The 21,714-nt window shown below is 34.4% G+C and carries 22 protein-coding genes; all 22 read right to left on the bottom strand.

Features of this window, described 5'->3' with window-relative positions; genetic code table 11:
* Positions 1–34: 34 nt before the first annotated feature.
* Complete coding sequence (locus tag BM203_RS00225) at positions 35–1,267, bottom strand: MFS transporter (protein ID WP_090091796.1); 1,233 nt, start codon at positions 1,265–1,267, stop codon at positions 35–37.
* A gap of 122 nt (positions 1,268–1,389) precedes the next feature.
* Positions 1,390–1,779, bottom strand: a complete 390-nt coding sequence (locus tag BM203_RS00220) for a DUF1828 domain-containing protein (protein WP_090091794.1) — start codon at positions 1,777–1,779, stop codon at positions 1,390–1,392.
* Between the two features lie 17 nt (positions 1,780–1,796).
* Positions 1,797–4,151, bottom strand: a complete 2,355-nt coding sequence (recD2, locus tag BM203_RS00215) for an SF1B family DNA helicase RecD2 (RefSeq protein ID WP_090091793.1) — start codon at positions 4,149–4,151, stop codon at positions 1,797–1,799.
* Entirely contained in the window at positions 4,144–4,791 is a 648-nt protein-coding gene (locus tag BM203_RS00210; protein ID WP_407656045.1) for a tetratricopeptide repeat protein, read from the bottom strand. Before BM203_RS00210 ends, recD2 begins: the two co-directional genes overlap by 8 nt.
* Positions 4,791–5,444, bottom strand: a complete 654-nt coding sequence (locus BM203_RS00205) for a histidine phosphatase family protein (RefSeq protein ID WP_090091789.1) — start codon at positions 5,442–5,444, stop codon at positions 4,791–4,793. Before BM203_RS00205 ends, BM203_RS00210 begins: the two co-directional genes overlap by 1 nt.
* A gap of 175 nt (positions 5,445–5,619) precedes the next feature.
* Complete coding sequence (mnmA, locus tag BM203_RS00200; RefSeq protein WP_228150126.1) at positions 5,620–6,741, bottom strand: tRNA 2-thiouridine(34) synthase MnmA; 1,122 nt, start codon at positions 6,739–6,741, stop codon at positions 5,620–5,622.
* A 6-nt stretch (positions 6,742–6,747) separates the two neighbouring features.
* A complete protein-coding gene (locus BM203_RS00195; protein WP_090091787.1) occupies positions 6,748–7,089 on the bottom strand; it encodes a DUF1831 domain-containing protein in 342 nt (113 codons plus the stop codon).
* Positions 7,090–7,137: 48 nt separating this feature from the next.
* Positions 7,138–8,292 carry a cysteine desulfurase family protein gene (locus BM203_RS00190; RefSeq protein WP_090091785.1) on the bottom strand — a complete coding sequence of 385 codons (1,155 nt, stop codon included), beginning with the start codon at positions 8,290–8,292 and terminating at the stop codon, positions 7,138–7,140.
* 3 nt (positions 8,293–8,295) lie between these two features.
* Positions 8,296–8,991, bottom strand: a complete 696-nt coding sequence (locus tag BM203_RS00185; protein ID WP_090091783.1) for a 5'-methylthioadenosine/adenosylhomocysteine nucleosidase — start codon at positions 8,989–8,991, stop codon at positions 8,296–8,298.
* A gap of 14 nt (positions 8,992–9,005) precedes the next feature.
* On the bottom strand, positions 9,006–9,323 hold the full coding sequence (locus BM203_RS00180) for a hypothetical protein (protein ID WP_090091781.1): 318 nt from the start codon (positions 9,321–9,323) through the stop codon (positions 9,006–9,008).
* 1 nt (position 9,324) lies between these two features.
* Positions 9,325–9,888, bottom strand: coding sequence for an NUDIX hydrolase (locus BM203_RS00175; RefSeq protein ID WP_090091779.1), 564 nt, complete (start codon positions 9,886–9,888; stop codon positions 9,325–9,327).
* A 13-nt stretch (positions 9,889–9,901) separates the two neighbouring features.
* On the bottom strand, positions 9,902–10,111 hold the full coding sequence (locus BM203_RS00170; RefSeq protein ID WP_090091777.1) for a cold-shock protein: 210 nt from the start codon (positions 10,109–10,111) through the stop codon (positions 9,902–9,904).
* Positions 10,111–12,900, bottom strand: coding sequence for an isoleucine--tRNA ligase (gene ileS, locus BM203_RS00165; protein WP_090092226.1), 2,790 nt, complete (start codon positions 12,898–12,900; stop codon positions 10,111–10,113). The genes BM203_RS00170 and ileS overlap by 1 nt, the downstream gene beginning before the upstream one ends.
* A 220-nt stretch (positions 12,901–13,120) precedes the next feature.
* Complete coding sequence (locus BM203_RS00160) at positions 13,121–13,891, bottom strand: DivIVA domain-containing protein (RefSeq protein WP_090091775.1); 771 nt, start codon at positions 13,889–13,891, stop codon at positions 13,121–13,123.
* Positions 13,867–14,679 (bottom strand): YlmH family RNA-binding protein, encoded by an 813-nt coding sequence (locus tag BM203_RS00155; protein ID WP_228150127.1) that lies wholly within the window; start codon positions 14,677–14,679, stop codon positions 13,867–13,869. The genes BM203_RS00160 and BM203_RS00155 overlap by 25 nt, the downstream gene beginning before the upstream one ends.
* Positions 14,680–14,855: 176 nt before the next feature.
* Positions 14,856–15,161, bottom strand: a complete 306-nt coding sequence (locus BM203_RS00150) for a YggT family protein (RefSeq protein WP_090091773.1) — start codon at positions 15,159–15,161, stop codon at positions 14,856–14,858.
* Positions 15,158–15,598: a cell division protein SepF gene (locus BM203_RS00145; protein WP_090091771.1), complete on the bottom strand. Its 441-nt coding sequence runs from the start codon at positions 15,596–15,598 to the stop codon at positions 15,158–15,160. The genes BM203_RS00150 and BM203_RS00145 overlap by 4 nt, the downstream gene beginning before the upstream one ends.
* A 13-nt stretch (positions 15,599–15,611) precedes the next feature.
* Positions 15,612–16,937, bottom strand: a complete 1,326-nt coding sequence (gene ftsZ / locus BM203_RS00140; RefSeq protein ID WP_090091769.1) for a cell division protein FtsZ — start codon at positions 16,935–16,937, stop codon at positions 15,612–15,614.
* A 15-nt stretch (positions 16,938–16,952) separates the two neighbouring features.
* Positions 16,953–18,302 (bottom strand): cell division protein FtsA, encoded by a 1,350-nt coding sequence (gene ftsA, locus BM203_RS00135; protein WP_090091767.1) that lies wholly within the window; start codon positions 18,300–18,302, stop codon positions 16,953–16,955.
* A 61-nt stretch (positions 18,303–18,363) separates the two neighbouring features.
* Complete coding sequence (locus BM203_RS00130; RefSeq protein ID WP_090091765.1) at positions 18,364–19,215, bottom strand: cell division protein FtsQ/DivIB; 852 nt, start codon at positions 19,213–19,215, stop codon at positions 18,364–18,366.
* Between the two features lie 15 nt (positions 19,216–19,230).
* Complete coding sequence (murG, locus tag BM203_RS00125) at positions 19,231–20,331, bottom strand: undecaprenyldiphospho-muramoylpentapeptide beta-N-acetylglucosaminyltransferase (RefSeq protein WP_090091764.1); 1,101 nt, start codon at positions 20,329–20,331, stop codon at positions 19,231–19,233.
* Positions 20,328–21,710 carry a UDP-N-acetylmuramoyl-L-alanine--D-glutamate ligase gene (murD, locus tag BM203_RS00120; RefSeq protein WP_090091761.1) on the bottom strand — a complete coding sequence of 461 codons (1,383 nt, stop codon included), beginning with the start codon at positions 21,708–21,710 and terminating at the stop codon, positions 20,328–20,330. Before murD ends, murG begins: the two co-directional genes overlap by 4 nt.
* Positions 21,711–21,714 lie beyond the last annotated feature (4 nt).

Below are 21,714 nucleotides of genomic sequence, written 5' to 3'. Positions count from 1 at the left end.
AAGAAAAAAATTTTCTCAGTACATCTAAATTAAACTATGCCTTATTGCGAGATAGAGTCTTTAAGCCCGGTAAATTAATCATAACAATCAGACTAATAATATACAAAGCAGACAAAAAGCCCATTACAATGGTTAAATTATATCGATCCATCAAAATACCAATTACGACTGATGAAAAGCCACCAATTGCCCGACCAATATTAACAATAATATTATTAGCACTTGACCTAATTTCAGTTGGATACAATTGACTAATTACAGCGCCGTAACCACCAAACATTCCGTTAGAAAAGAAACCAACTACTGCCCCAATTAGCAGTAAAGTTAGCATATTAGTAGCTAAGCTGAGAGTATAAACCATAATAGCAGATCCAACTAAGAAAATGCCAAAAGCTCTTCTAGGACCAAAATAATCAAAAATAGAACCAAAAGTAAGCATACCAATGCTCATCCCAATAATTGTTGCAATCATCCATAAACTGGAATTAGCAACATTCAAATGTAATTGCTTTTGGACAATTGTTGGCAACCAATTCATTAAGCCAAAATAGCCAGCAATTTGTACTGTCATCATCAACATTAAGCCTAAACTTTGAAAAGTTAACTGCGGTGTAGCAAACATTTTTTTAAAGACATTTGATAGCAATGAACCTTTTTCTTTAGCCTTCGCTGTTAAAAATTGTTCACTCTCATGAAGATGCTTTCTAATAAAAATTGTTAGTACAACTGGCACAATTCCAACTAGAAATAGCATATGCCAGCCAGCGTTAGGAATAATCCAAGCGGCAATTAAAGCTGCTAAGACGGCACCAACTTGGCCACCAATGGCCGCAATCGAAGTCATTTTACCAATCTGAGCTTGCGGAAAAGTTTCTGCAATCAAAGCAATCCCCACACCATATTCGCCACCAGCACCAATACCGGCTAGAAAACGCAATGCATAGATTAAATAAATATTCTTGGCAAAAGCCATGCAAGCCGTAGCTACTGCAAAGATAATTACAGTATGACTAAAAGTCTTCACTCGCCCAATTTTATCACCAAGAATACCAAAAATAATACCACCAGCCAGCATACCTAAATTGGTCACTGATGAAATTAATCCAGCAGCACCACCAGATAAATGTAGGTCAGCAATCATTGAACTCATTGCAAAGGATAAAAAAAGCACATCCATATTTTCTAAAGCAAATCCGGATGAAGTAGACGCAATTGTCCACTTTTGATTTTTGCTTAGTACTCTAGTGTGCTGTTTAATAGTATTCATCATTTATTTCCTCCAAAACGAACGCTCTCTGTCATTCAATTATTTCATCAGAATTACATTCTACTCGTTTTTTCACTTTTTACAATAGGATAATATGACTATATTTCCTTCCAGAAGTATATTTACACTAAATAAGAAATTGCAACCTGTAAACGAGCAAGTTCACTAATTTTAGGTACTAAATCTTCTGAATCTACTTCAGTAAAAATAACACCAGTACTAGGATTAACTTCAAATCCTGCATCCCAAATCAAGTTGGCACAAGATTCAAACAATTCTTCATCACTAGCACTAGGGTCGAGTTTAAATAGACAACGACCATCATCAGTAACTTTTAATGCAGTTTCTTTCTTTTCAACAAAACAATATACCTCTTCCCCCAGTGCATCTCTTTGTGAAGTGGCAATTTCAATAGTGTTCTCATCAAATATCAATACATTAATATTACTAGCTAGCCAATTAATTATTTTTTGCTTTAATTCAGTACACACTTTTTTTGATTGCTTAGTCATTAATTACTCCTTATCAATTATTTTTTGCGCTTAATAGCAACATCTTGCATACCAATCATTGGGTCAATTTCTCCAGAATAGATTAATTCGGGCGTCAAAATATACGAAGTCTCGGAATTAGAGCTGACTACTGCTGCTTTTATCTTTGCTTTTTCCTTAAGACTTAACGTCTCTTCTCCATTTTTAGCCAGCTGTTTCTTAAGTTTCTTACATAATCCAGTTTGCCGATCATTTCCCGAATTAGTTAAAGCCATTGTGTAAGCATGCGGATCACCAATTAAGACTAAATTTTGGGCTGCCCTGGTCACTGCCGTATATAAAAGATTTCGTTTAAGCATTACATAATTTTGCATAGTTAAGCTCAAAATAACTAATGGAAATTCAGACCCCTGTGCCTTATGAATGGTAATTGCATAAGCTCTAGTTAAGTCAAACATATCTTTTTTGCTAAAACTGATTTCACGTCCATCAAAATCAGCAATCATACAATTTTTGGTACTAGTATTATCAATTGAGACTATTTTACCAATTTGCCCATTATAAATATCTTTTTCTGGATTATTCTGTAACTGTAAAATTCGATCACCAATTCGGAAAATTTCGTCATGAATTTCTAAAAATTTACTTTCTGTTTTGGTAGGGTTTACGATTGCCTGAATCACGTTATTCAAATTAATAACGCCCCCCTCACCTTGATACATTGCGCCCAAAACTTGTATATCATCTTGATCAAAATGATTTAAAGCTTTTTCAACAATTTGTTGCACAACGTGATCAACTTCATGTGTTGGACAAGAAATAAAAGAATAATTTTTAGTTTTTTTAAAAATAATTTGTGGGTTTTGCCCTTCATTTATGGCATGAGCCAAAGTAATAATACTTGAATCATCGCCTTGCCTATGAATTTGCTCTAAAACAGTAGTAGGAAAAACATCAGCTTTAATTAAATCACTAAATACATTTCCCGGTCCCACTGATGGCAATTGGTCTTTATCACCCACAAAAACAACATGTTTAGTTTGATCAATACTATTAACTAATTGCTTAAATAAAAACATATCAACCATTGACATTTCATCAATAATTAAAATTTCACCGTTAAGCTCATTCAAATCAGTTGCATCATTTTCACCGATTCCTAATCCCAGCAAACGATGAATTGTTTTAGCAGTTATGCCTGTTATTTCTTCCATTCTTTTAGCTGCTCGCCCTGTTGGGGCAGCTAACAAAAATGGTGGGTCACTACTATATAAAGTTGAAGCTGGAATTTCGGCTAATTTTTGTAAAGCTAACAAAATTCCATTAATAATGGTAGTTTTACCGGTTCCCGGACCACCAGTTAAAATTGATATCGGATTAGTTAAAGCATTCTTAATTGCCATTTTTTGAGTATCATCATATTCAATTTTTAACTGTTTTTCCGCTTTTTCAATTGCAGCTTGAACATCTTTTTCTTTAAACTGATCACTATTTTGCCGGTTAACTAAATTTTTCATTGCCAGAGCAATTTCGTTTTCCGTCTGAAAAATATTCTGTAAAGCTGCCTCATCACCAGAAACCACAACTTTTCCTTCATGCTGTAATTTATTAATGCAGTTGGCAATCGGATCAAATTGATCAAGCGCTAATAATTTGCTTGAACGCGTCAAAAGATCTGCTAATTTAATATAGGTATTGCCCTCTTTATTAACTTCATCAAGCATAATTTGAAAAACTGCGCCGCTAATTCTTTTAGGATCATCCCTAGCCATATTTAAATTAGTGCCCATGCGGTCAGCACTTTTAAAAGCATAGCCTGAAACATCTGCAATTGCTGCATAAGGGTCTGCCTTTAACTTATTAATTGTTTCGCCATGGTAAATTTGATATAAGCGATTAGCAACTTTTTTATTCAGTCCATACTGTGCTAATTTTAAAACAATTTCTGAATAGGAATCCATGGCGCTTACACCATTAAGCAAACTATCCTTCTGTTTTTTCGTCAAAGACAAGGTGGCAACTTTTTCTGGCTTATCCTTTAAAACCGATAATGCATTATCACCTAAAACGGAAACAATTTTTTCTGCGGCTTTTTTACCGATTCCAGGAAATTTACTAGAACTTAAAAAATTGATTAGACTATCTTTTTCATGTGGTAACGACTGCTGATAACTCTCACAGTTAAATTGTAGACCAAACTTATTATGAACAACTAGCTGACCATGAAAAAGATATGTACCACCCACTTGAATATCGCCAAAATTACCTGTAATTTTAATTTCTTTTCGATCATAATCAGGTAATTCACTAATTAGTGTTGCATCTAATATTTTAAATAAATTTTTATCATTTTCAAAAACGATACGCTTTACTTTTCCAGTGAATTCAGTCATTGTCTTTCTCCACATCACTAAGCATTTTTAAAATGGCATTATACTGTTTTTGAGCAGATTGATAAAATTGGTAATCTTCTTCTTTTGCCTGACTAAAATATTTTTCTGCTAAATCACGATTGCGTTCTAAAACAGTAATTCCAAGTAAAAAATTTATTTTTGCTCCCCTTTTAGTCGGACAAATTTTTTCATAGTTTGCTTGTGCCTCTGCTAATTGGCCTAAACTAAGCCAAATATCACCTAATAATTCGTAAACACGATCATCTAGCTGCTTAATTGTCAATGCGTATGCTAGAGCCTTCTGATGCTGGCCTACTTTCTGCATTACTAACGCTTTTTGATACAGTACCAAGTCATCATTAGGAATGTGGTTAAGTAATTCTAAGGCATGCTTAAAATCACCTTGCATGTAGTAGCCAACCGCTAAGTCGTAATCTAAATCTTGAGGATTTTGAACAAGCTTTTTAGCTTGTTCAAGCAATTGAACCGCTTGCTCAAAACTACCTTTTCCGATTAGAATGGTCGCTAACTTTAGATAATTATCTGTCTCAGTAGGAGCCGCATCAATTTTTGTAATTAAAGTATGAATCTGGTCTTTAGTTTGATTACTTTCACTAGCTAGACTACTTTTTTTATTTATCATAATGAATCTGTTTCCACCATTTTTCTTTCCAAAAAACTCGTTTCATTCCATACAATTAGTTTAAAATTAAAATGATTAGTTGTTTCCAAAATTGTTAAACTGGTATTATTTAATCCGCCGTTTTGGCGTAGATTATTTAAGGGATAGCCTAATAAGCCGCCTATAATTGCTCCTAATGCAGCTCCATGACTAACTGCAATGATTTTATCATCATGATCATATTTTTGTACGATTTCTTGGGCAAAATTTTTACCACGAGTAATTACGTCTAGATAATTCTCACCACCAATACTTTTACCATCATATTGATCTGGTCTTTGCCAAAGGTCATTTACCTGGGCAGGAAACTTTAAAGTAGCTTCTTCAAACTTTAGTCCTTCCAGTTTACCTAAATCAAATTCGCGTAAACGCTCATCTTTGTTAACTGGATGTGTGAATCCCATTGTTTGCTTTAGCCTAGTTGCAGTATCATAAGCTCTTTTTAACGGACTCGCATATATGGCAGCGAATTTTTCTTTTTGTAAATATTTTCCTAATTTTGTAATGTCAATTAAGCTTTGTGGTAAAAGTGGTGAATCCCCATGCGCTCCTTGAAATCGTTTAATATTATTCCACTCTGTTTTTCCATGTCGAATAAAATAAATTTGCATTAATAATTTTCTCTCCTTATTCTACTTTTAGTTTAGCATTTAATATGGTAAAGAAAAAATTTAATTCATCTACCCAGCTAACTTTATGTTTAGATTTAACAAGCAAAATTAAAAGCATCAAACTAGACTATAGTTTGATGCTTTTAAAATCAATATTTTTCTTTCTTAACTATCGTTAAACTAATTGTAACTTATCATTATTTTGGTATGCACAATCGATATTGCCGCCGCCCATACATTCTTCACCATCATACAAAACTAATGCTTGACCAGGAGTAACAGCTCGGGCTGGTTCATCAAAATAAACACTCGCTGTGTTTTCTTTTGCATGATACTCAACTGTCACACCTACATCAGCTTGGCGATAACGAAACTTTGCACTACAATGCTTTTTAAAATCTCGTTTAGGCTGTCCAGTAAAAAATGACATATCACTAGCTTCAAGTTTGGTGGCGTAAAGCAACTTACTATCATAGCCTTGTTCAACAATTAACTCATTATTTTTTAAGTCCTTACCTACCACAAACCAGGGGGCAGTTGATTCTTTAGTGGAACCAAGACCAAGACCAGATCGTTGACCAATTGTGTAATACATTAGTCCAGCATGTTCACCGACAACTTTACCTTTGGGCGTAACCATTTTACCTGCTTGTGCTGGTAAAAATTCACTTAGAAATTTGCGAAAGTTTCTTTCCCCTATGAAACAAATTCCCGTTGAATCTTTCTTTTTAGCAGTAGCTAACCCACTTTTAATAGCAATCTCACGAACTTGAGGCTTAGTCAAATTAGCTAAAGGAAAAATCACCTTACTAATTTGCGCTTGACTTAATTGACTTAAAAAATAGGTTTGATCCTTATTACCATCTTTGGGACGTACCATATGCGTAATTCCATTGACATCGGTCAATGTTTTTGCATAGTGGCCCATTGCAATATAATCAGCATCAAGCTTTAAAGCAAATTCCAAAAACGATTTGAATTTAATTTGACTATTACACATAATATCAGGATTAGGTGTGCGCCCCTTCTTATATTCATCTAAGAAATACTCAAAAACTCGATGCCAGTATTCTTTTTCAAAATTAATTGAATAATAAGGAATCCCAATCTGATCAGCAACCTTTTTAACATCTTCATAGTCTTCAGTTACTGTGCACACTCCCGCATCATCAGTGTCATCCCAATTTTTCATAAAAACACCGATAACATCGTAACCCTGCTCTTTAAGTAGTAGGGCTGAAACTGAGGAGTCTACACCTCCACTCATTCCTACTACAACTCGAGTCTTTTTTGTCAATTTCTATCAATCCTTTACTTCAACTAGAATTTTGCGCTCTATTAAATCTTTTAAAATATAATTTAAAAGCTCAACTGTTGCTATTAATTGTTTGTTTTTAAAAATATTTACTTTTTTTAAACCATTTCGATCAGTAATAACCATCGTAAAATGCGAAAAATCTTTATCAACTGTAATTTTTAGTTTAGTTGGCGCATTATAAGGTGAATCATTATACAGTGGGTGTTCATAACTATAATTACCCTTGGCAGTTTTAATAAATCCGACATCAATTAAAGCGTAAAGTTTCAAATCTGAACTAAGTGTATACTTACGATTATCACCATTAATTATAACTGTATTTGACATAATTTAACCTCACTTACTAATAATAAGTCAAAATAATTGTAAAAGCAATTAATTTTCATTCACTTGCAGTTTACTAGCAATTTTAACTAATTGCTTAGCAAAAGATCCAATTTCTTCATCCGTATTATATCGACCAAATGATATACGAATTGATTCCTCTACGCGGATAGAATCTGCCCCATAACAAGCAATTAAAACATGTGAAGGTTCAAGCGAACCTGCTGTACAAGCAGAACCGCCAGATACCGCAAAACCAGCCAAATCCAAACTTGTTTGTAAAAGAGTTGTTGAAACTCCATTTATTCGCAAATTCAAAACATGATGCGAACAATGTGCACCTGCTCCGCCATTTATTTGATATTTGATTTTTGCTTGATCAAGTTCAGCTAAAATCAAATGTTGAAAATGAGCATATTTTGCTTGTAATTTTATTTTATCAATTTGCTCAATTTCTTTAATTGCCTCGCCAAAACCGGCAATTGCGGGCACATTTTCTGTACCAGCCCGTCTTTTTAATTCCTGTTCGCCACCTAAAATAAGGGATGGTAACTTAATTTGGCTATTTTTAAATAAAAAGCCTAAAAACTTAGGACCATTAATTTTGTGAGCTGACGTAGATAATAAATCAATTTTCATTTTTTTAACATCAAGTTCAATGTTACCTAACCCCTGAACTGCATCAACATGAAAATATGCATTACTTTGAGCAACTAATGCTCCTATTTCCGTTAGAGGATTAATCGTGCCAACTTCATTATTAACTGCCATCACTGAAACAAGAATTGTATCTGGTGTTAGAGCATTTTTTAAATCTACTAGTGAAATTTGTCCATTATGATTTACATCCAGATAAGTTACTTCATATCCTTCACGCTCAAGTTTTTTTATCGGCTCAAGGACTGATGGATGCTCAATTTTAGTAGTAATAATTTTTTTACCAATTTTTTGCTTACTATAGGCTGTGCCAAAGATGGCCGTATTATTACTTTCAGAGCCACCAGATGTAAAAATTATTTCATTATCAGCTGCATTAATGACCTTAGCAATTTTAGTCCGAGCTTGGTCAACCGTATGTCTTGCCGCACGCCCTAGACCATATGTACTAGACGGATTGCCAAAATCGTTTTTCATTTCTTGCGTAATTTTAGCAATTACCGTTGGGGACATTGGTGTTGTTGCGGCATTATCAAGATATATATCCATTAATTAATTCATCTTTTCTATATATGCACAAATTATCTTAGCAGCCTTGGCACCGACTTTTTGAGCAAATTTATCAAAATCTTCATTTGCACTATCATCACCATTATCTGAAATAGCCCTAATTGCAATTAGTTTTTTCTGAAAATGGTATGCAACCTGTGCAAACGCGGCGCCTTCCATTTCAACGCCTAATGCACTAGTAAAATCTTGGTTAATTTTCTTTTTTTGCTCATTGGACCCAATAAATGAATCTCCAGTAACAATTAATCCTTTTTTGTATTGAATTCCTTGCTCTTGTAAAAAATCTGCAAATGCTGCCTGTTCCTTTGATTTTAAGTCAAACAATGCAGGTTCGCCAGGAATTTGTCCTTCGACATAATTACCAGCAAGTGTATTATGTGCATCATGGTAACTAAAAGAATCCGCTAAAAGTAAATCTCCCTTGCGAATACTTGATTGTAGCGAACCTGCAGTTCCTGTCATAAAAATCAAGTCAATATCAACCTTAGTTAATAAACTCGCTAAATTCATCGCAGCTTGTACTTTGCCAATACCACTTAATCCAATATAAATATCATTGTGCTTAACGCAAAAATGTTCGAATACGCTTGATCCGAACATTTCTTTGTTACCAGCATGAAAATATTTACGATAATATTTTGCCTCAATTTCCATTGGGACAATAATTGCTATTTTCATTTTTTCCTCACTTATTATAAATGAAACAATGCCAATAACACCAAAACAATTAATACCAAAACAATAAAAATTGCTAAGTTTAATTTGTTTTTTAGTTTAAGGGCCTTGTCTTCTTTTTTTAAATATTCTTGAGCATTATTACTCTGGCGTTGCTCTCTTTTTTGGTGTGAATTATTTACTCTTTTAGAATTGGATTGTGTTGACCGCATAAAGTCAGGATTAACATCAACAACCTCTTCATCATTATTAAAAGCAGACTTAACCGAATCAAAAATAATATTACTTTTTTGATTTTTAATTTTTTTTTGGTAATCAGATCGTTTTTCAGTCATATTATTCCTTAGCTTTGGCACCTGTTAAAAGCATATTTTCCCATACACTCATTGCATAAAGGGTTTTAATATCAACAATTTTGCCCTCAGCACTTAAATGCTTTAATTCTTCTAAGTTATACCAACGACTAGTTAAGAATTCATCAGCATCAAGTGGCTTTTTTTCAGGTAATTTTGTCAAAGTATCACAATAAAACAAGTACAATTTTTCATTGGTGAATCCAGGAGAAGAATAAAATTCAGTAATTTGTTCCCAATAATCAGCGCGATACCCACCTTCTTCGTTAAGCTCGCGTTTCATAGCATCAAGTGGACTAGCATCAGTTGCATCAATTAACCCAGCAGGTATTTCCAAAGTCAATTCCTTAATTGGTTCCCGCCATTGTTCTACTAAAAGCATCTCTTGCTTATCATTAACAGCAATTGTAGCAGCTGCAGGCTGATGTTTTACAACCTCTCTAGTAGTAACCTCACTGTTTGGTAATTTTACCGTTCTTACTGATAGGTCAACAATTCTACCAGAAAATATCTGTTTTGAAGAAATTTCAGTTTCTGTTAAATCCATCTATTCACTTTCCCTACACACTAGTTAAATAAACATTAACACATTGAAGACCATTTTTCCCCTGTGCCAGTTGATACTTAACTTTTTGCCCGACTTGAAGACGGCGATAGCCCTCTTCTTTAATAGCCGTATAAAAAACAAAATATGATTTGTGATTTTGATCATCTTCAATAAAACCAAAGCTACTATTTTGATCAAATTGTTTTACTGTACCTAGGCGCATTATTCTTCTAAGCCTTCTTGTATTAGTTCTGGATAATCATTTTTAACAATTTTGGCACAACGACCACAAATTATGCTCAATTCCTTATCTGCCCCGATATCTGTTCTAATCATGCGACATCTTGGACACACTTCACCTTCTGCATGTTCAACTACAAAGGAACCATTTGGTAACTTAAAAGCTTCTGCTGGAGCTGCGCTATCAGTGATTACTAATTTAGAAACAATTAGAATTTGTCTAAAATCTGCATCTAATTTATCAAGAACCGCTTTAGTTTCTCTAGTTGGATAAATAGTCACTGCCGCTTCAAATGATTTTCCAATCAGTTTGCTATTTCTAGCTTCTTCTAAAGCCTTCAAAACATCATCACGTAAATTCATGAAGACGCCCCAATTGTTAAGTAATTCTGCCCGATTATCATATTGCTCTATCTTAGGCATATCGGTTAATTGAATATGGTCTTCTTTTTCCTTTGTGAACGACCAAATTTCTTCCATAGTATGCGGTAGAATTGGGGTTAATAATTTAGCTAATTTAACAGTTGCATCATAAATAACTGTTTGCATCGAGCGTCTAGCATGACTATCCTTGCCCTCAATATATAAAACATCTTTTGCAAAATCTAAGTAAAAGGCCGATAAGTCGTTAGAAATAAAGGCAAAAATATGTTTATAAACTGTATTAAAATCATACTTGTTGTAACTAGCGAGACAATCTTGGACTAAGTCGTTTAAACGAACTTCAATATATTGGTCAATTGAATTCAAATCTTCATATGCAACTTTATTAGTATGTGGATCAAAATCGCTAGTATTAGCCAATAAATACCGGAAAGTATTACGTATTTTTCGATAACTTTCAGCTGTTTGACTTAAAATTGACTGAGAAACGGCAACATCAGAAGTAGCATCAACAGAAGCTACCCATAAGCGTATAATTTCGGCCCCCATTTTCTTAATGATATCACTTGGAGCAATAACATTACCCAGTGATTTAGACATCTTATGTCCTTGATCATCTAACACAAAACCTTGTGACAAGATACTACGATAAGGTGCTTTTTCAGTAGTTGCTACTGCAGTAATCAAACTCGAGTTAAACCAACCGCGGTATTGATCACTTCCTTCAAGATATAAATCAGCTGGAAAATGTAAGTTTGTTCTTTGGGTTAAAACAGCTCTATGCGAAGACCCCGAATCAAACCAAACATCTAATATATCTGTTTCTTTTCTAAATTCACCATTAGGTGAATGTTCAGAAGTGAAACCTGCAGGTAACAATTCCTTAACACTACGCTTATACCAGGCGTTGGACCCTTCTTTACTAAATATCTCAGCAATATGATTAATGGTTTCTGGTGTAACAATTGGCGTATCATCTTCAGCATAAAAAATTGGTAGTGGTACTCCCCAAGCGCGTTGCCGTGAAATTACCCAATCTCCGCGATCTTTAATCATATTATGCAAACGTAACTTACCCCATGATGGCATGAAATTAATCTGATCAATTTGAGCAAGAATTTGCTCGCGGCACTTATCAATTGAAGCAAACCATTGAGTAGTTGCTCGGTAAATTACTGGTTTTTTGGTACGCCAGTCATGAGGATAAGAGTGCGTAAAGTAGCTCAATTTTAACAAATTGCCTGACTTTTTTAATTTATCACTAACTAATTTATTAGCATCAGCATAGAATACGCCAACTAAATCTGCATCGGGCACTTCTTCAGTAAAACATCCTTTATTATCCATTGGACTAAAGACTGGTAAGCCATACTTTTGTGCAACATTATAATCATCTTCACCAAAGCCTGATGCAGTATGAACTAGTCCTGTACCATCTTCTGCGGTTACATGCATTGCATTCATCAGCAAAACATCTTGACCATATAATGGATGAGTAGCTAGCATTCGATCCATTTCTGAACCCTTTAAATGTTGCACAACTTGATAATCATGCCAACCTAGTGCTTCAGCCACAGACTCCAGTCGATCTGTCCCAATGACATAACGCTTATCGTTAACCTCTACAACTGAATAATCAAAAGCTGGGTTAACCGTAATTCCTTGATTAGCTGGAATTGTCCATGGTGTTGTTGTCCAGATTAAAAAGTAAGTATCAGTTGTATTTAAGATTCCCTTACCATCTTTAACTGGGAAAGAAATATAAATTGACGGTGATTCTACATCATGATATTCAACTTCTGCTTCAGCTAAAGTTGATTCACTGGAAGGTGACCAATAAACTGGTTTTTTACCCTTATAGATATAACCCTTCTGATACATTTCCCCAAACAAGCGAATCTCTTCAGCTTCATACTCAGGTTGCAAAGTAATGTAGGGATGGTCCCAATCAGCTAGAATACCTAATCGTTTAAAATCAGCCATCTGTTTTTTTACTTCTTTTTTGGCAAATTCTTCACAAAGCTGACGGTATTCAGCCCGACCTAGCTTTTCCCTTTTAATTCCCTTTTTTGCAAGTTGTTGTTCAATTGGTAACCCATGCGTATCCCAACCCGGAACAAAGGGAGCATAATATCCATTCATGTTCTTAAAGCGAACAATAATGTCTTTAGAAATTTTATTCAAAGCATGACCCATATGAATATTCCCGTTAGCAAAAGGAGGACCATCATGTAAATCAAAACTTGGCTTACCTTCGTTCAATTTAAGCCGTTGTTCATATAGCTTATCATCATCCCACTCTTGTTCCCATTGTGCTTCGCGAACAGGTAAATTGCCTCTCATTTTAAACTTAGTCTTACCTAGGTTAAGTGTATCTTTGACCTTCATTTCATATTCCTTTCTGTTAAAAAAACCTCGTCCTAAATTAGGGCGAGGTTTCATTCGTGGTACCACCTAAATTGAGCTTATTCAGCTCCACTTAAATTTTGCGTATCGTGCAAATCACGTAATAAACAAATTAGACAGCTGATCAACCTCTAAGCTTTTGTATTAGCCTTACACCATCGCTAATTCGCTGAATTTGCTTTTCGATTTTACTGTCAGTTTATTAGTTATTATCCTTATTATTATCGGAAAAAACAATATCCTTGTCTCTAGCATGCTTCATGCTGGTCGAATCTACAGCTTTAAATGAAATATTCGGACTATCGCCTTCAATTAGCTGCGAACTATGATGCGAATCATCAATATTCTCCTCAAAGTTTACTTCAATCCCTGCTTCATTGTCAACCTCATCGTCTTCATCAATCTCTTCATCTGCATCAGTTAAAGTTAAAGGTTCTGAACCATCTGGTGGATAAAAACGCTCAGTTGAAAAATAATGATCAAGTGCTTTTTGCCATTTTTCATCCGCTAAGTTTGCAATCGCCTTTTGTAAAAGCTCTTGAATGTAATTACGATAACCAGCTACTTCTTTTTTAACTCGTTCATAATCGAATTTAATAGTTTCAAGTTGTTGACGTTGATAATCTGCATCAATTAGAGCTTGGGCAGTTTTATTGTCAGCTACAATTGTTGCATCTGTAATGATCTTTTGTGCTTTTTCTTTAGCTTCAGTAATTATAGCTTGCTTTTTACTTTCAATTGCATGATATTCTGCAACCTGTTTTTTAAATTTATCGGCTTGTCCTTGTAATTGCACTATCTCATTTTTCAAGTCAGCAATCTGATCAAGTGCATCTCCATAATCATTAACAATGCGATCTAAAAAGCTATCAACTTCATGGCGATCGTAGCCACTAAGTCCTCGCTTTTTAAATTCTTGTTTATGGATATCCATTGGAGTTAATGGTTCTATTTGTATTTTTTTGCTTGCCAAAATTTCAGCACCACCTTATATTTACCTTTTTTAGTTTGCCCAATATCAGTAATCTGCAGACGCCCAAATTTCCTTAAACTAAGAACATCATCTCTTTGTAGCATAAGATTAGTTTCGGTAACTGTAAACCAGTTTAGCTTAACTAATTTGGCCGAAACAGCAGCTTTTATTTGTGACCGACTAAGCTTACTAATTGCTGATAAAAGCGCATCTAACCTTAAAGAAGCGACAATTACACTTGCCATCTTACTGTCATCGGCTGGAACTAATACCCTGGTCTGTGGTAGCTGCTTTATACTGACTTTTGTTTTACCAATATACTGCAACTCACTTTTGAAAAAGGGAAGTAACTTGTTATCTGCCATAAACTGCCAATTCCCATGGTTATCGGTAATAATGTCACCAAAAGTTTCAGTTTTTATGCCTGAATTAGCTAAACTACCAAGAATCATACTATGATTTAATTGAACAAATTTTTTAGGATAAACAATCTGACAAATACTTATTTGAAAAGCATCTAATGAATAACTTGCACCTTCAGACAAAAGAACACGCTTTTTTTCAGCAGCAGGATAGCCACCAAATTCTTGGAAAGAAATATCGCTACCAACCAAAATTTTTAAAACTGCCCTTTGCCCTGGATTTAGAAATTCTGACAAGACTGGTTGATTACTATAAAGAGCTTTTTTATAGTAATGAAGTAGTTTATCTACAAGTTTACTACTTTCAGTTTCCCCTAAAATTCCTTCTACATAGTGTTTTCGCTGATTAATATTTTCTAAAGTCAAATTATTTCACCGAGAATCCATATTTTTAAAATTTGCTAGCAAACATAGTAGGTATAATTATAACATAACTAACAAATAAAATTGTTATCAAATAAAAAACATTAAACTAAAAAAGTTCAATGCTTTATTGCTTGTTTTAAACTACATATTCTTAGTTGCAGAATACTTGAAAAAGACTAACCGAATAACTTTAATAATATATTTAATAGCCAATTAATCACATAACTTTGAATAAAGTATAATACTAAGACGCCAACTAAAAATGAAATATCAATTCCCGTTGTATTAGATAAACTTTCAATCGGACCTTTTCTAAAAAGATTGACATATGGATCAATTAAACGATTAAGAATTCTAGCGACTGCTGATTCATGTAGTCCTGGTATCCAACTTATGATTGCATCAATTACCATTAAAATACTATAAAGATAAATAAGATAGTCAAGAATACTGATAAGATTATAAATCATTACTGTCATCATTCTAAGTTATCTTTTTTATCAACTAATTCACTAATCTTGCCATCAGTGACAAATCTTGGTGGGGTTGCTAAAAAAATCTTATCTCCTACTCGTTGTATCTTACCATTTAAGGCATAGACCGTCCCCGTAATAAAATCTACAATTCTTTTAGCCGAAGCATCTTCCATTCGACTAAAATTAATAATTACGGCCTTATTATCTAACAAATTTTGTGCTACTTCTTTAGCATCAGAATATACTCGTGGCTCGTATAATACTATCTTACTTTTTTTGTGACCGCTTGCGCTAGAATTAATTGAGACAACATTATCATGGTAAACACCATTTGATGCACTATTATCATCAGGTCTTAATGTGTCTTCATATTCTTCATCATCTTGAATTTCATCATCGATATCAGTTACACCGAAAAATTTACCTAATTTGCTGAATGACATTTTTTACCTCCTATTAGTTTTCACCACGATGTCTAAAAAATGGGATATCATCAGTGTCATCGTCAAATGCACTTGTTTCAATTTGAGAAATACTATTCGGTTCATCATCAAATGAGTCTTCTCGGTTATTTTCTTCAATCGATGGTGTTACACGAGTTGATGTCTGCTCATCACTATTCAACCCCCATACACTAGTAGGGTCAACCATTACCTTATGCTTGGGTGCTGGTTGAACAGTAGGTTGATCCAATGAAGGGTCTGAATTCGTATTTTGCAAATTTTCATCAATAACCGTTTTTTCTTGACTATGATTATTGACCTTTGCTTTAGCTTGAACTTGATGACTACGGCCAGGAAGCTGCTTTGAAGCTTCTTCTTCAGCTTGAGAGCTAATTCCTGTAGCAATTACTGTTACTACTACTTCATCACCTAAGTTTGGATTGATTGAAGTACCAAAAATAATATTGACATCATCTCCAGCAGCTTTTGACACTATTTCTGAAGCATCCTGCGCTTCAAACAAAGTCAAATCTGGACCACCTGTAATATTAAGTAAAACTTGCTTTGCTCCATCAATGGAGACCTCAAGTAATGGTGAAGAAATGGCAAGCTTAGTAGCTTCGACTGTTCGATTTTCACCATTTGCACGACCTATTCCCATTAAGGCAGCGCCTTGATTAGCCATAACTGTCTTTACGTCGGCAAAATCTAAATTGACATAGTCAGTTGAGGTAATTAAATCAGATATACCTTGTACGCCTTGTTTTAATACATTATCTGCTTCTTTAAAGGCATCCATCATCGGTGTCTTCTTGTCAACCATTTCTAGTAACCGATTATTAGCAATGATTACTAGTGTATCAACGTACTGCTTTAATTGCGCAATTCCTTCTGTTGCATTTTTGGATCTCTTGGGACCCTCGAAAGTAAAAGGACGGGTAACAACGCCGACAGTTAAAGCTCCTGTTTCACGCGCAATTTTAGCTACTACAGGTGCGGCACCAGTTCCAGTTCCACCACCCATCCCAGCAGTAATGAAAATCATGTCTGCACCTTTAAGTGAATCTTCAATCGTCTGTTCACTTTCTTCAGCAGCCTTTTGTCCAACTTCTGGGTGTGATCCAGCACCTAAGCCTCTAGTTAACTTTGGTCCTAATTGAATTTTATTATCTGCTTTATTGCTATTAAGAGCTTGAACATCAGTATTGGCCGCAACAAAAGACACACCTTGTACGCCGTCATCGATCATTCGATTAACAGCATTACCACCAGCACCTCCAACACCAATTACTTTGATGACAGCATTTTTATTGTCGTCTGAATCGAATGTAAAATCCATCTAAATTAACCACCTTTAATCAAAGAACTTTTTAAAGAAATTCCTTATGCCTTTTTCATTGTTATGCATATTATTTTTCAGTTTGCTTTGCGAGTCTGTCTCTCGCTTAGACAGCTCACGTCTATTATATTCTTCTTTTACTTTTGTTTCATTAGCAGAAGTCGGTCTTTTTGATTTTTTTGTTACCATTTTTTCATTTTGATCAAGTATATCATTTCCGTATATTGAACTAGTAATCAAAAAATCAATATCTGACATTTTATATGCATAATTGACAATCCCGAAAGCTACAGAGTATACCGGATTACGCATCCCAATTTGATCCGGATAGTAAACACGTGCCTTAACATTCATTGCATTTGCAATAATTTCAGCATATCCCTGAAGTAAACTACTCCCACCGGTAATGATTACACCACCAGGTAATTTTAATGCATCATGTTGGGCCAAACCCTTTTTTATCCGGCCAATTATTTGCATTACGCGGGCATTAATTATTTTACTTAAGTAAACTTCGTCTACCATTTGTTGTCCATTTGAGCCAACACTATTAACAGCAAACTCATTTTTAACAGAAGCTAAAGCCGGATTAGCATAGCCGTAATCGAGCTTAATTTGATTTGCATCTTTCTTTGAAGTACTAAGGACTACAGAAATATCATCACTAATGTCACTGCCACCTTCATAGTCAACATTGGCATAGACAATTTGATTATTACGAATAACTGTTGCTGTAGTAACTCCACCACCTAAGTCAAGAATAATTGAGCCAAATTTTCGTTCGCTTTCTTGTAAAGCGACACTAGCGATTGCTAACGGGGTGGGAACAAAGAAATTATTTTGATAACCGGCTCTTTCAATTGCCTTCTTAATATTATGAAGTGGACTGGTTGGCGCAGTCAAGACGATTCCTTGTACTGCTAATGAATGAGCAATCATTTTTCGGGGATCATCAACAACATCTGTTCCATCTATGACAAAATGATTAGGAAAAAAAGCAATTGGTTCACGATCACTTTTTACACCAGATTTAATTGCAATGCTGATAACGCGCTTAACATCACTGTTGCCAACTTCTTGACCACTGTCACTCACATTAATTAAATCACTTGCTTTTTCTAACTGCAACATTCCAACTGGTATTCCAGTTACCACGCGATAAATGTGAGCGTTGGTCTTAGTAGCAATTTCTTTTAAAGCTTGTTTAATTGCGCTGGCTGTTTCATCAATATCTACTATATTACCATGCCGCATGCCCTTATTATTGACAGCAACTGCACCTATGACCTTACCTGCATCAGCAACAACAGCTTTTACTGCAGTAGTACCTATATCTAATCCCACTAAAAGATTTGTATCGTCCAAAAATTAAACCCCCCGTCGATGTTCTTTTAAAATTTTAACATAAAAGAAACATAAAATCAGCTTATGTTAAGCCATATATTCGCTTTTCATTTGCTGTAAGTGGGCGACTGAAAGCTCCCACTTCTAAATCTATTAAACTATTTTTTCCAACTTTATTTCTTATTTCATTATAATACTTTAATTTGCTTTTGAGTGTTGAAATATCGCCAATAACTACATTCCCATCTTTCATGACGAAAATCACCTGTGATTTACGACGCGTATTACCACTTAATAATTTTATTTGGCTTTGAAAACTATTTGGTAGACTATTAAATAATTTTAAATTATCTTCGAGTGAAACTTCGTGGTTATAATCAATAAAGACTGGCTTATTGTGGCTCACTCTATTCCAAGGAAGTAACTGCGATCCCAGTTTACCATTTGACAATATTTTACAATACCCTTTTTCTCTCTTTATATACCCAATAGTTTTAAATTCATTTATCTCCAACTGCAAGTGATTAAAATGCTCAACATATATATTGATAAATTTTATTTCATTATACTTATTAACTAACTTATGATTAATTTCTTTTTGCCTTAATAAACAATCGATTACCTTATCACTGCCTTTAATTGCGGAAGTGTTCACAATTTCCTTAATGGGAAGACTACTCTCACCTGTTACTGTGATACTGTTAACATTAGCCAACGGAGATATATAATAACCTAAGCCCAATAAGACTATTATCGAAACAATAATAATCAAACCCATTCGTTTGAATAGGGCCGACCTACGTTCACTATGCAACTTAGAAAGAGAAGCAGAGATTTTTACTTGATTGTTTCTCTTATTTTGATTAGATTGATAGTTTAAATATCGAGATAATTTTTCTTCAGGATCAATCTTTGTCACCTTTTTTTTAGTCAACAGTTTCACCTATTATTACTTAATAATCTCTTCCATAACTTTAATTATCTGATCTGAAGCATTCGGAACCCCTAATCGCTTAGAAGCAATACTCATTGCGTCAGCATATTTACTATCCAGTAAAATATGGTCAATTGACGAAATAAAATTGTTAGGATTCAAATCATTTTCGGCAATTACAGTAGCTGCACCTGCTTTTTCAAGATCAAGTGCATTTTTCATTTGATGATTATGTGTAACATTAGGACTAGGAATCAAAATTGCTGGGACACCTAAAGCAGTAAATTCAGCAATACTGGTTGCTCCAGAACGAGAAACAACGCAAGTCATCTTAGGTAACAAGGCTGGCATATCTTTTACATAAGATAAAATAGTAATATTATCATATTGAATACCAGCTAATTTATTTTTGATTTCTTCATAATAATACATTCCAGTAACCCAAATGATTTTATATGGCTTTTGGTTAAGTTTTTTTAGTGATTGCAGCATGATTTTATTAATTGTCAATGCCCCACGTGAACCACCAAAAACTAACACTGTGGGTATTTTAGAATCATATTTACTTATACTATTATTTGTGCTTGCAGACAATAATCTTAGTACTTGTTGTGATCGGGGATTCCCTGTTTTTATAAGTTTTTTCTTTTCACTAAACTGTTTAGCTGCATCATCAAATGTGTAACAAATTTTATCAACAAAATGACCTAAAAATTTATTAGCAACGCCAACTACTGAATTTGATTCATGAATCATTGTGGGAATTCCCATCTTAGCAGCAGAGTATACAATTGCTCCGCTTACATAACCACCTGTGCCAACTACTACATCAGGTTTAAATTCACTGATAATTTTTTTGGCATTTTTAGTTGCTTTAATAAACTTTTTAATAGTTGTAAAATTATTCAATAAGTGCTTACGACTAAAGCCCTGAATTTCTAATGTTTTAAAGTTAACCCCAGCTGCTGGAACTATATTTGCCTCTAATCCTTTTTCAGTACCTACAAATAAAATTTCATCATCCGTTGCCAAATTTCTTTCTTTTAGGCGTTCAATAATCGCCATAATTGGGTAAATATGGCCACCAGTTCCACCACCAGTAAATATAACTCTCATTTATTTTTCTTCAATTCCTTAATAAATTTAATAAAATAGTTTCCACGATCTTCAAAATTTTTAAATTGATCCCAAGAAGCACAAGCAGGCGAAAATAATAAAACATCTCCCGGAAGAGTTAAGTCATATGCTTTGGGTATAGCTTCTTGAAGCGTACTAGTAATTACAATTTCCCTAATATCTGCTTTTCTTGCTGCATCTGCTAATAAATACCTTGTTTCACCATAAAGGACAACAGCTCTAACGTGTTTTTTTAATAAAGGAATCAATGAATCGAAATTAAATCCGCGATCAAGTCCACCAGCAATCAAAACTTCAGGGGAATCAAAAGCGGGAATTGCAACAGAAGCAGCTTCAATATTAGTCGACTTTGAATCGTTGTAAATTCTACGCTCATTTAGTGTCATTACATATTGTAAACGATGTTTAGCACCTGTAAAGGTGGACAAGACTGCGCGAATGTCATCACTTCCAGCTCCCATCAAATGAGAAATGGCACTGGCAACCAGAGCATTTTGCTGGTTATGTATGCCTGGCAGTTTCATATCACTAGCTTTTATAAGCTTTTCTTTTTTAGTTTGTAAATAACCATCAGCAATAAAATAATCAGCTTCTTGATTGTTTTCAGAAAAAGTTTGGATTTGAGCTTGAGTTGTTTTTCTTTCTTCATTGAGAATATTAGGCTGGTCAAGATTAGCCAAAAAATAATGATTAGCTGTTTGCGTTCTAGTTACATTTAATTTTGCATCGACGTAGTTATTAAATGTTTTATGATAATCAAGGTGCACATTGTGATAAATATCAATAATTGCCGCTACTTCTGGATTGATATCAGTTACACCTAATAACTGAAAGCTTGACATTTCTACTATTAATAAATCTTGATTAGTAGCTTTCATTACTACTTCAGAGATAGGAGTACCAATATTGCCAACTGCGTAAGCGTGATGACCTAACTTAGTCATATGATGTTCCATAATTTCTTGCGTAAGCATAACAGTTGTAGTTTTACCATTTGAACCGGTTACACATACGTAAGGTGCTTCACTGACACTTAAAGCAATTTCTGGTTCAGTAATAATGGGCAGGCCTATTTCCTGTGCCTTTTTTACCATTGGGTTTTCATAAGGGATGCCTGGGTTCTTAACAAAATAATCAAAGTGTTCTTGACTCAATAATTCAACTGGATGTTTACCACCGATTACACGTACACCCTGCTGCACTAATTTTTGAGCATATTCATTTTTAGCCAAATCTGCCTGATCATTCAAAGTTAGCTTTGCACCAAGTTTAAGTAGCAATCTACTCACTGCAAAACCACTTTTTCCTAAACCTAAAACTAATATATTTTTATTTGCATACTTTGCAACTTTTTTCATGACA

Source organism: Lactobacillus bombicola (assembly GCF_900112665.1).
In the GTDB taxonomy this organism is placed as follows: domain Bacteria; phylum Bacillota; class Bacilli; order Lactobacillales; family Lactobacillaceae; genus Lactobacillus; species Lactobacillus bombicola.
Note: the sequence above shows the minus strand (reverse complement) of the source record. Positions and strands in the feature narration are given on the sequence as shown.

Coding starts and splice junctions, on each gene's coding strand:
- BM203_RS00225 (WP_090091796.1), bottom strand. CDS start 1,267: ATGAATACTATTAAACAGCACACTAGAGTACTAAGCAAAAATCAAAAG.
- BM203_RS00220 (WP_090091794.1), bottom strand. CDS start 1,779: ATGACTAAGCAATCAAAAAAAGTGTGTACTGAATTAAAGCAAAAAATA.
- recD2 (WP_090091793.1), bottom strand. CDS start 4,151: ATGACTGAATTCACTGGAAAAGTAAAGCGTATCGTTTTTGAAAATGAT.
- BM203_RS00205 (WP_090091789.1), bottom strand. CDS start 5,444: ATGCAAATTTATTTTATTCGACATGGAAAAACAGAGTGGAATAATATT.
- BM203_RS00195 (WP_090091787.1), bottom strand. CDS start 7,089: ATGTCAAATACAGTTATAATTAATGGTGATAATCGTAAGTATACACTT.
- BM203_RS00190 (WP_090091785.1), bottom strand. CDS start 8,292: ATGGATATATATCTTGATAATGCCGCAACAACACCAATGTCCCCAACG.
- BM203_RS00185 (WP_090091783.1), bottom strand. CDS start 8,991: ATGAAAATAGCAATTATTGTCCCAATGGAAATTGAGGCAAAATATTAT.
- BM203_RS00180 (WP_090091781.1), bottom strand. CDS start 9,323: ATGACTGAAAAACGATCTGATTACCAAAAAAAAATTAAAAATCAAAAA.
- BM203_RS00175 (WP_090091779.1), bottom strand. CDS start 9,888: ATGGATTTAACAGAAACTGAAATTTCTTCAAAACAGATATTTTCTGGT.
- BM203_RS00170 (WP_090091777.1), bottom strand. CDS start 10,111: ATGCGCCTAGGTACAGTAAAACAATTTGATCAAAATAGTAGCTTTGGT.
- ileS (WP_090092226.1), bottom strand. CDS start 12,900: ATGAAGGTCAAAGATACACTTAACCTAGGTAAGACTAAGTTTAAAATG.
- BM203_RS00150 (WP_090091773.1), bottom strand. CDS start 15,161: ATGATGACAGTAATGATTTATAATCTTATCAGTATTCTTGACTATCTT.
- BM203_RS00145 (WP_090091771.1), bottom strand. CDS start 15,598: ATGTCATTCAGCAAATTAGGTAAATTTTTCGGTGTAACTGATATCGAT.
- ftsZ (WP_090091769.1), bottom strand. CDS start 16,937: ATGGATTTTACATTCGATTCAGACGACAATAAAAATGCTGTCATCAAA.
- murG (WP_090091764.1), bottom strand. CDS start 20,331: ATGAGAGTTATATTTACTGGTGGTGGAACTGGTGGCCATATTTACCCA.
- murD (WP_090091761.1), bottom strand. CDS start 21,710: ATGAAAAAAGTTGCAAAGTATGCAAATAAAAATATATTAGTTTTAGGT.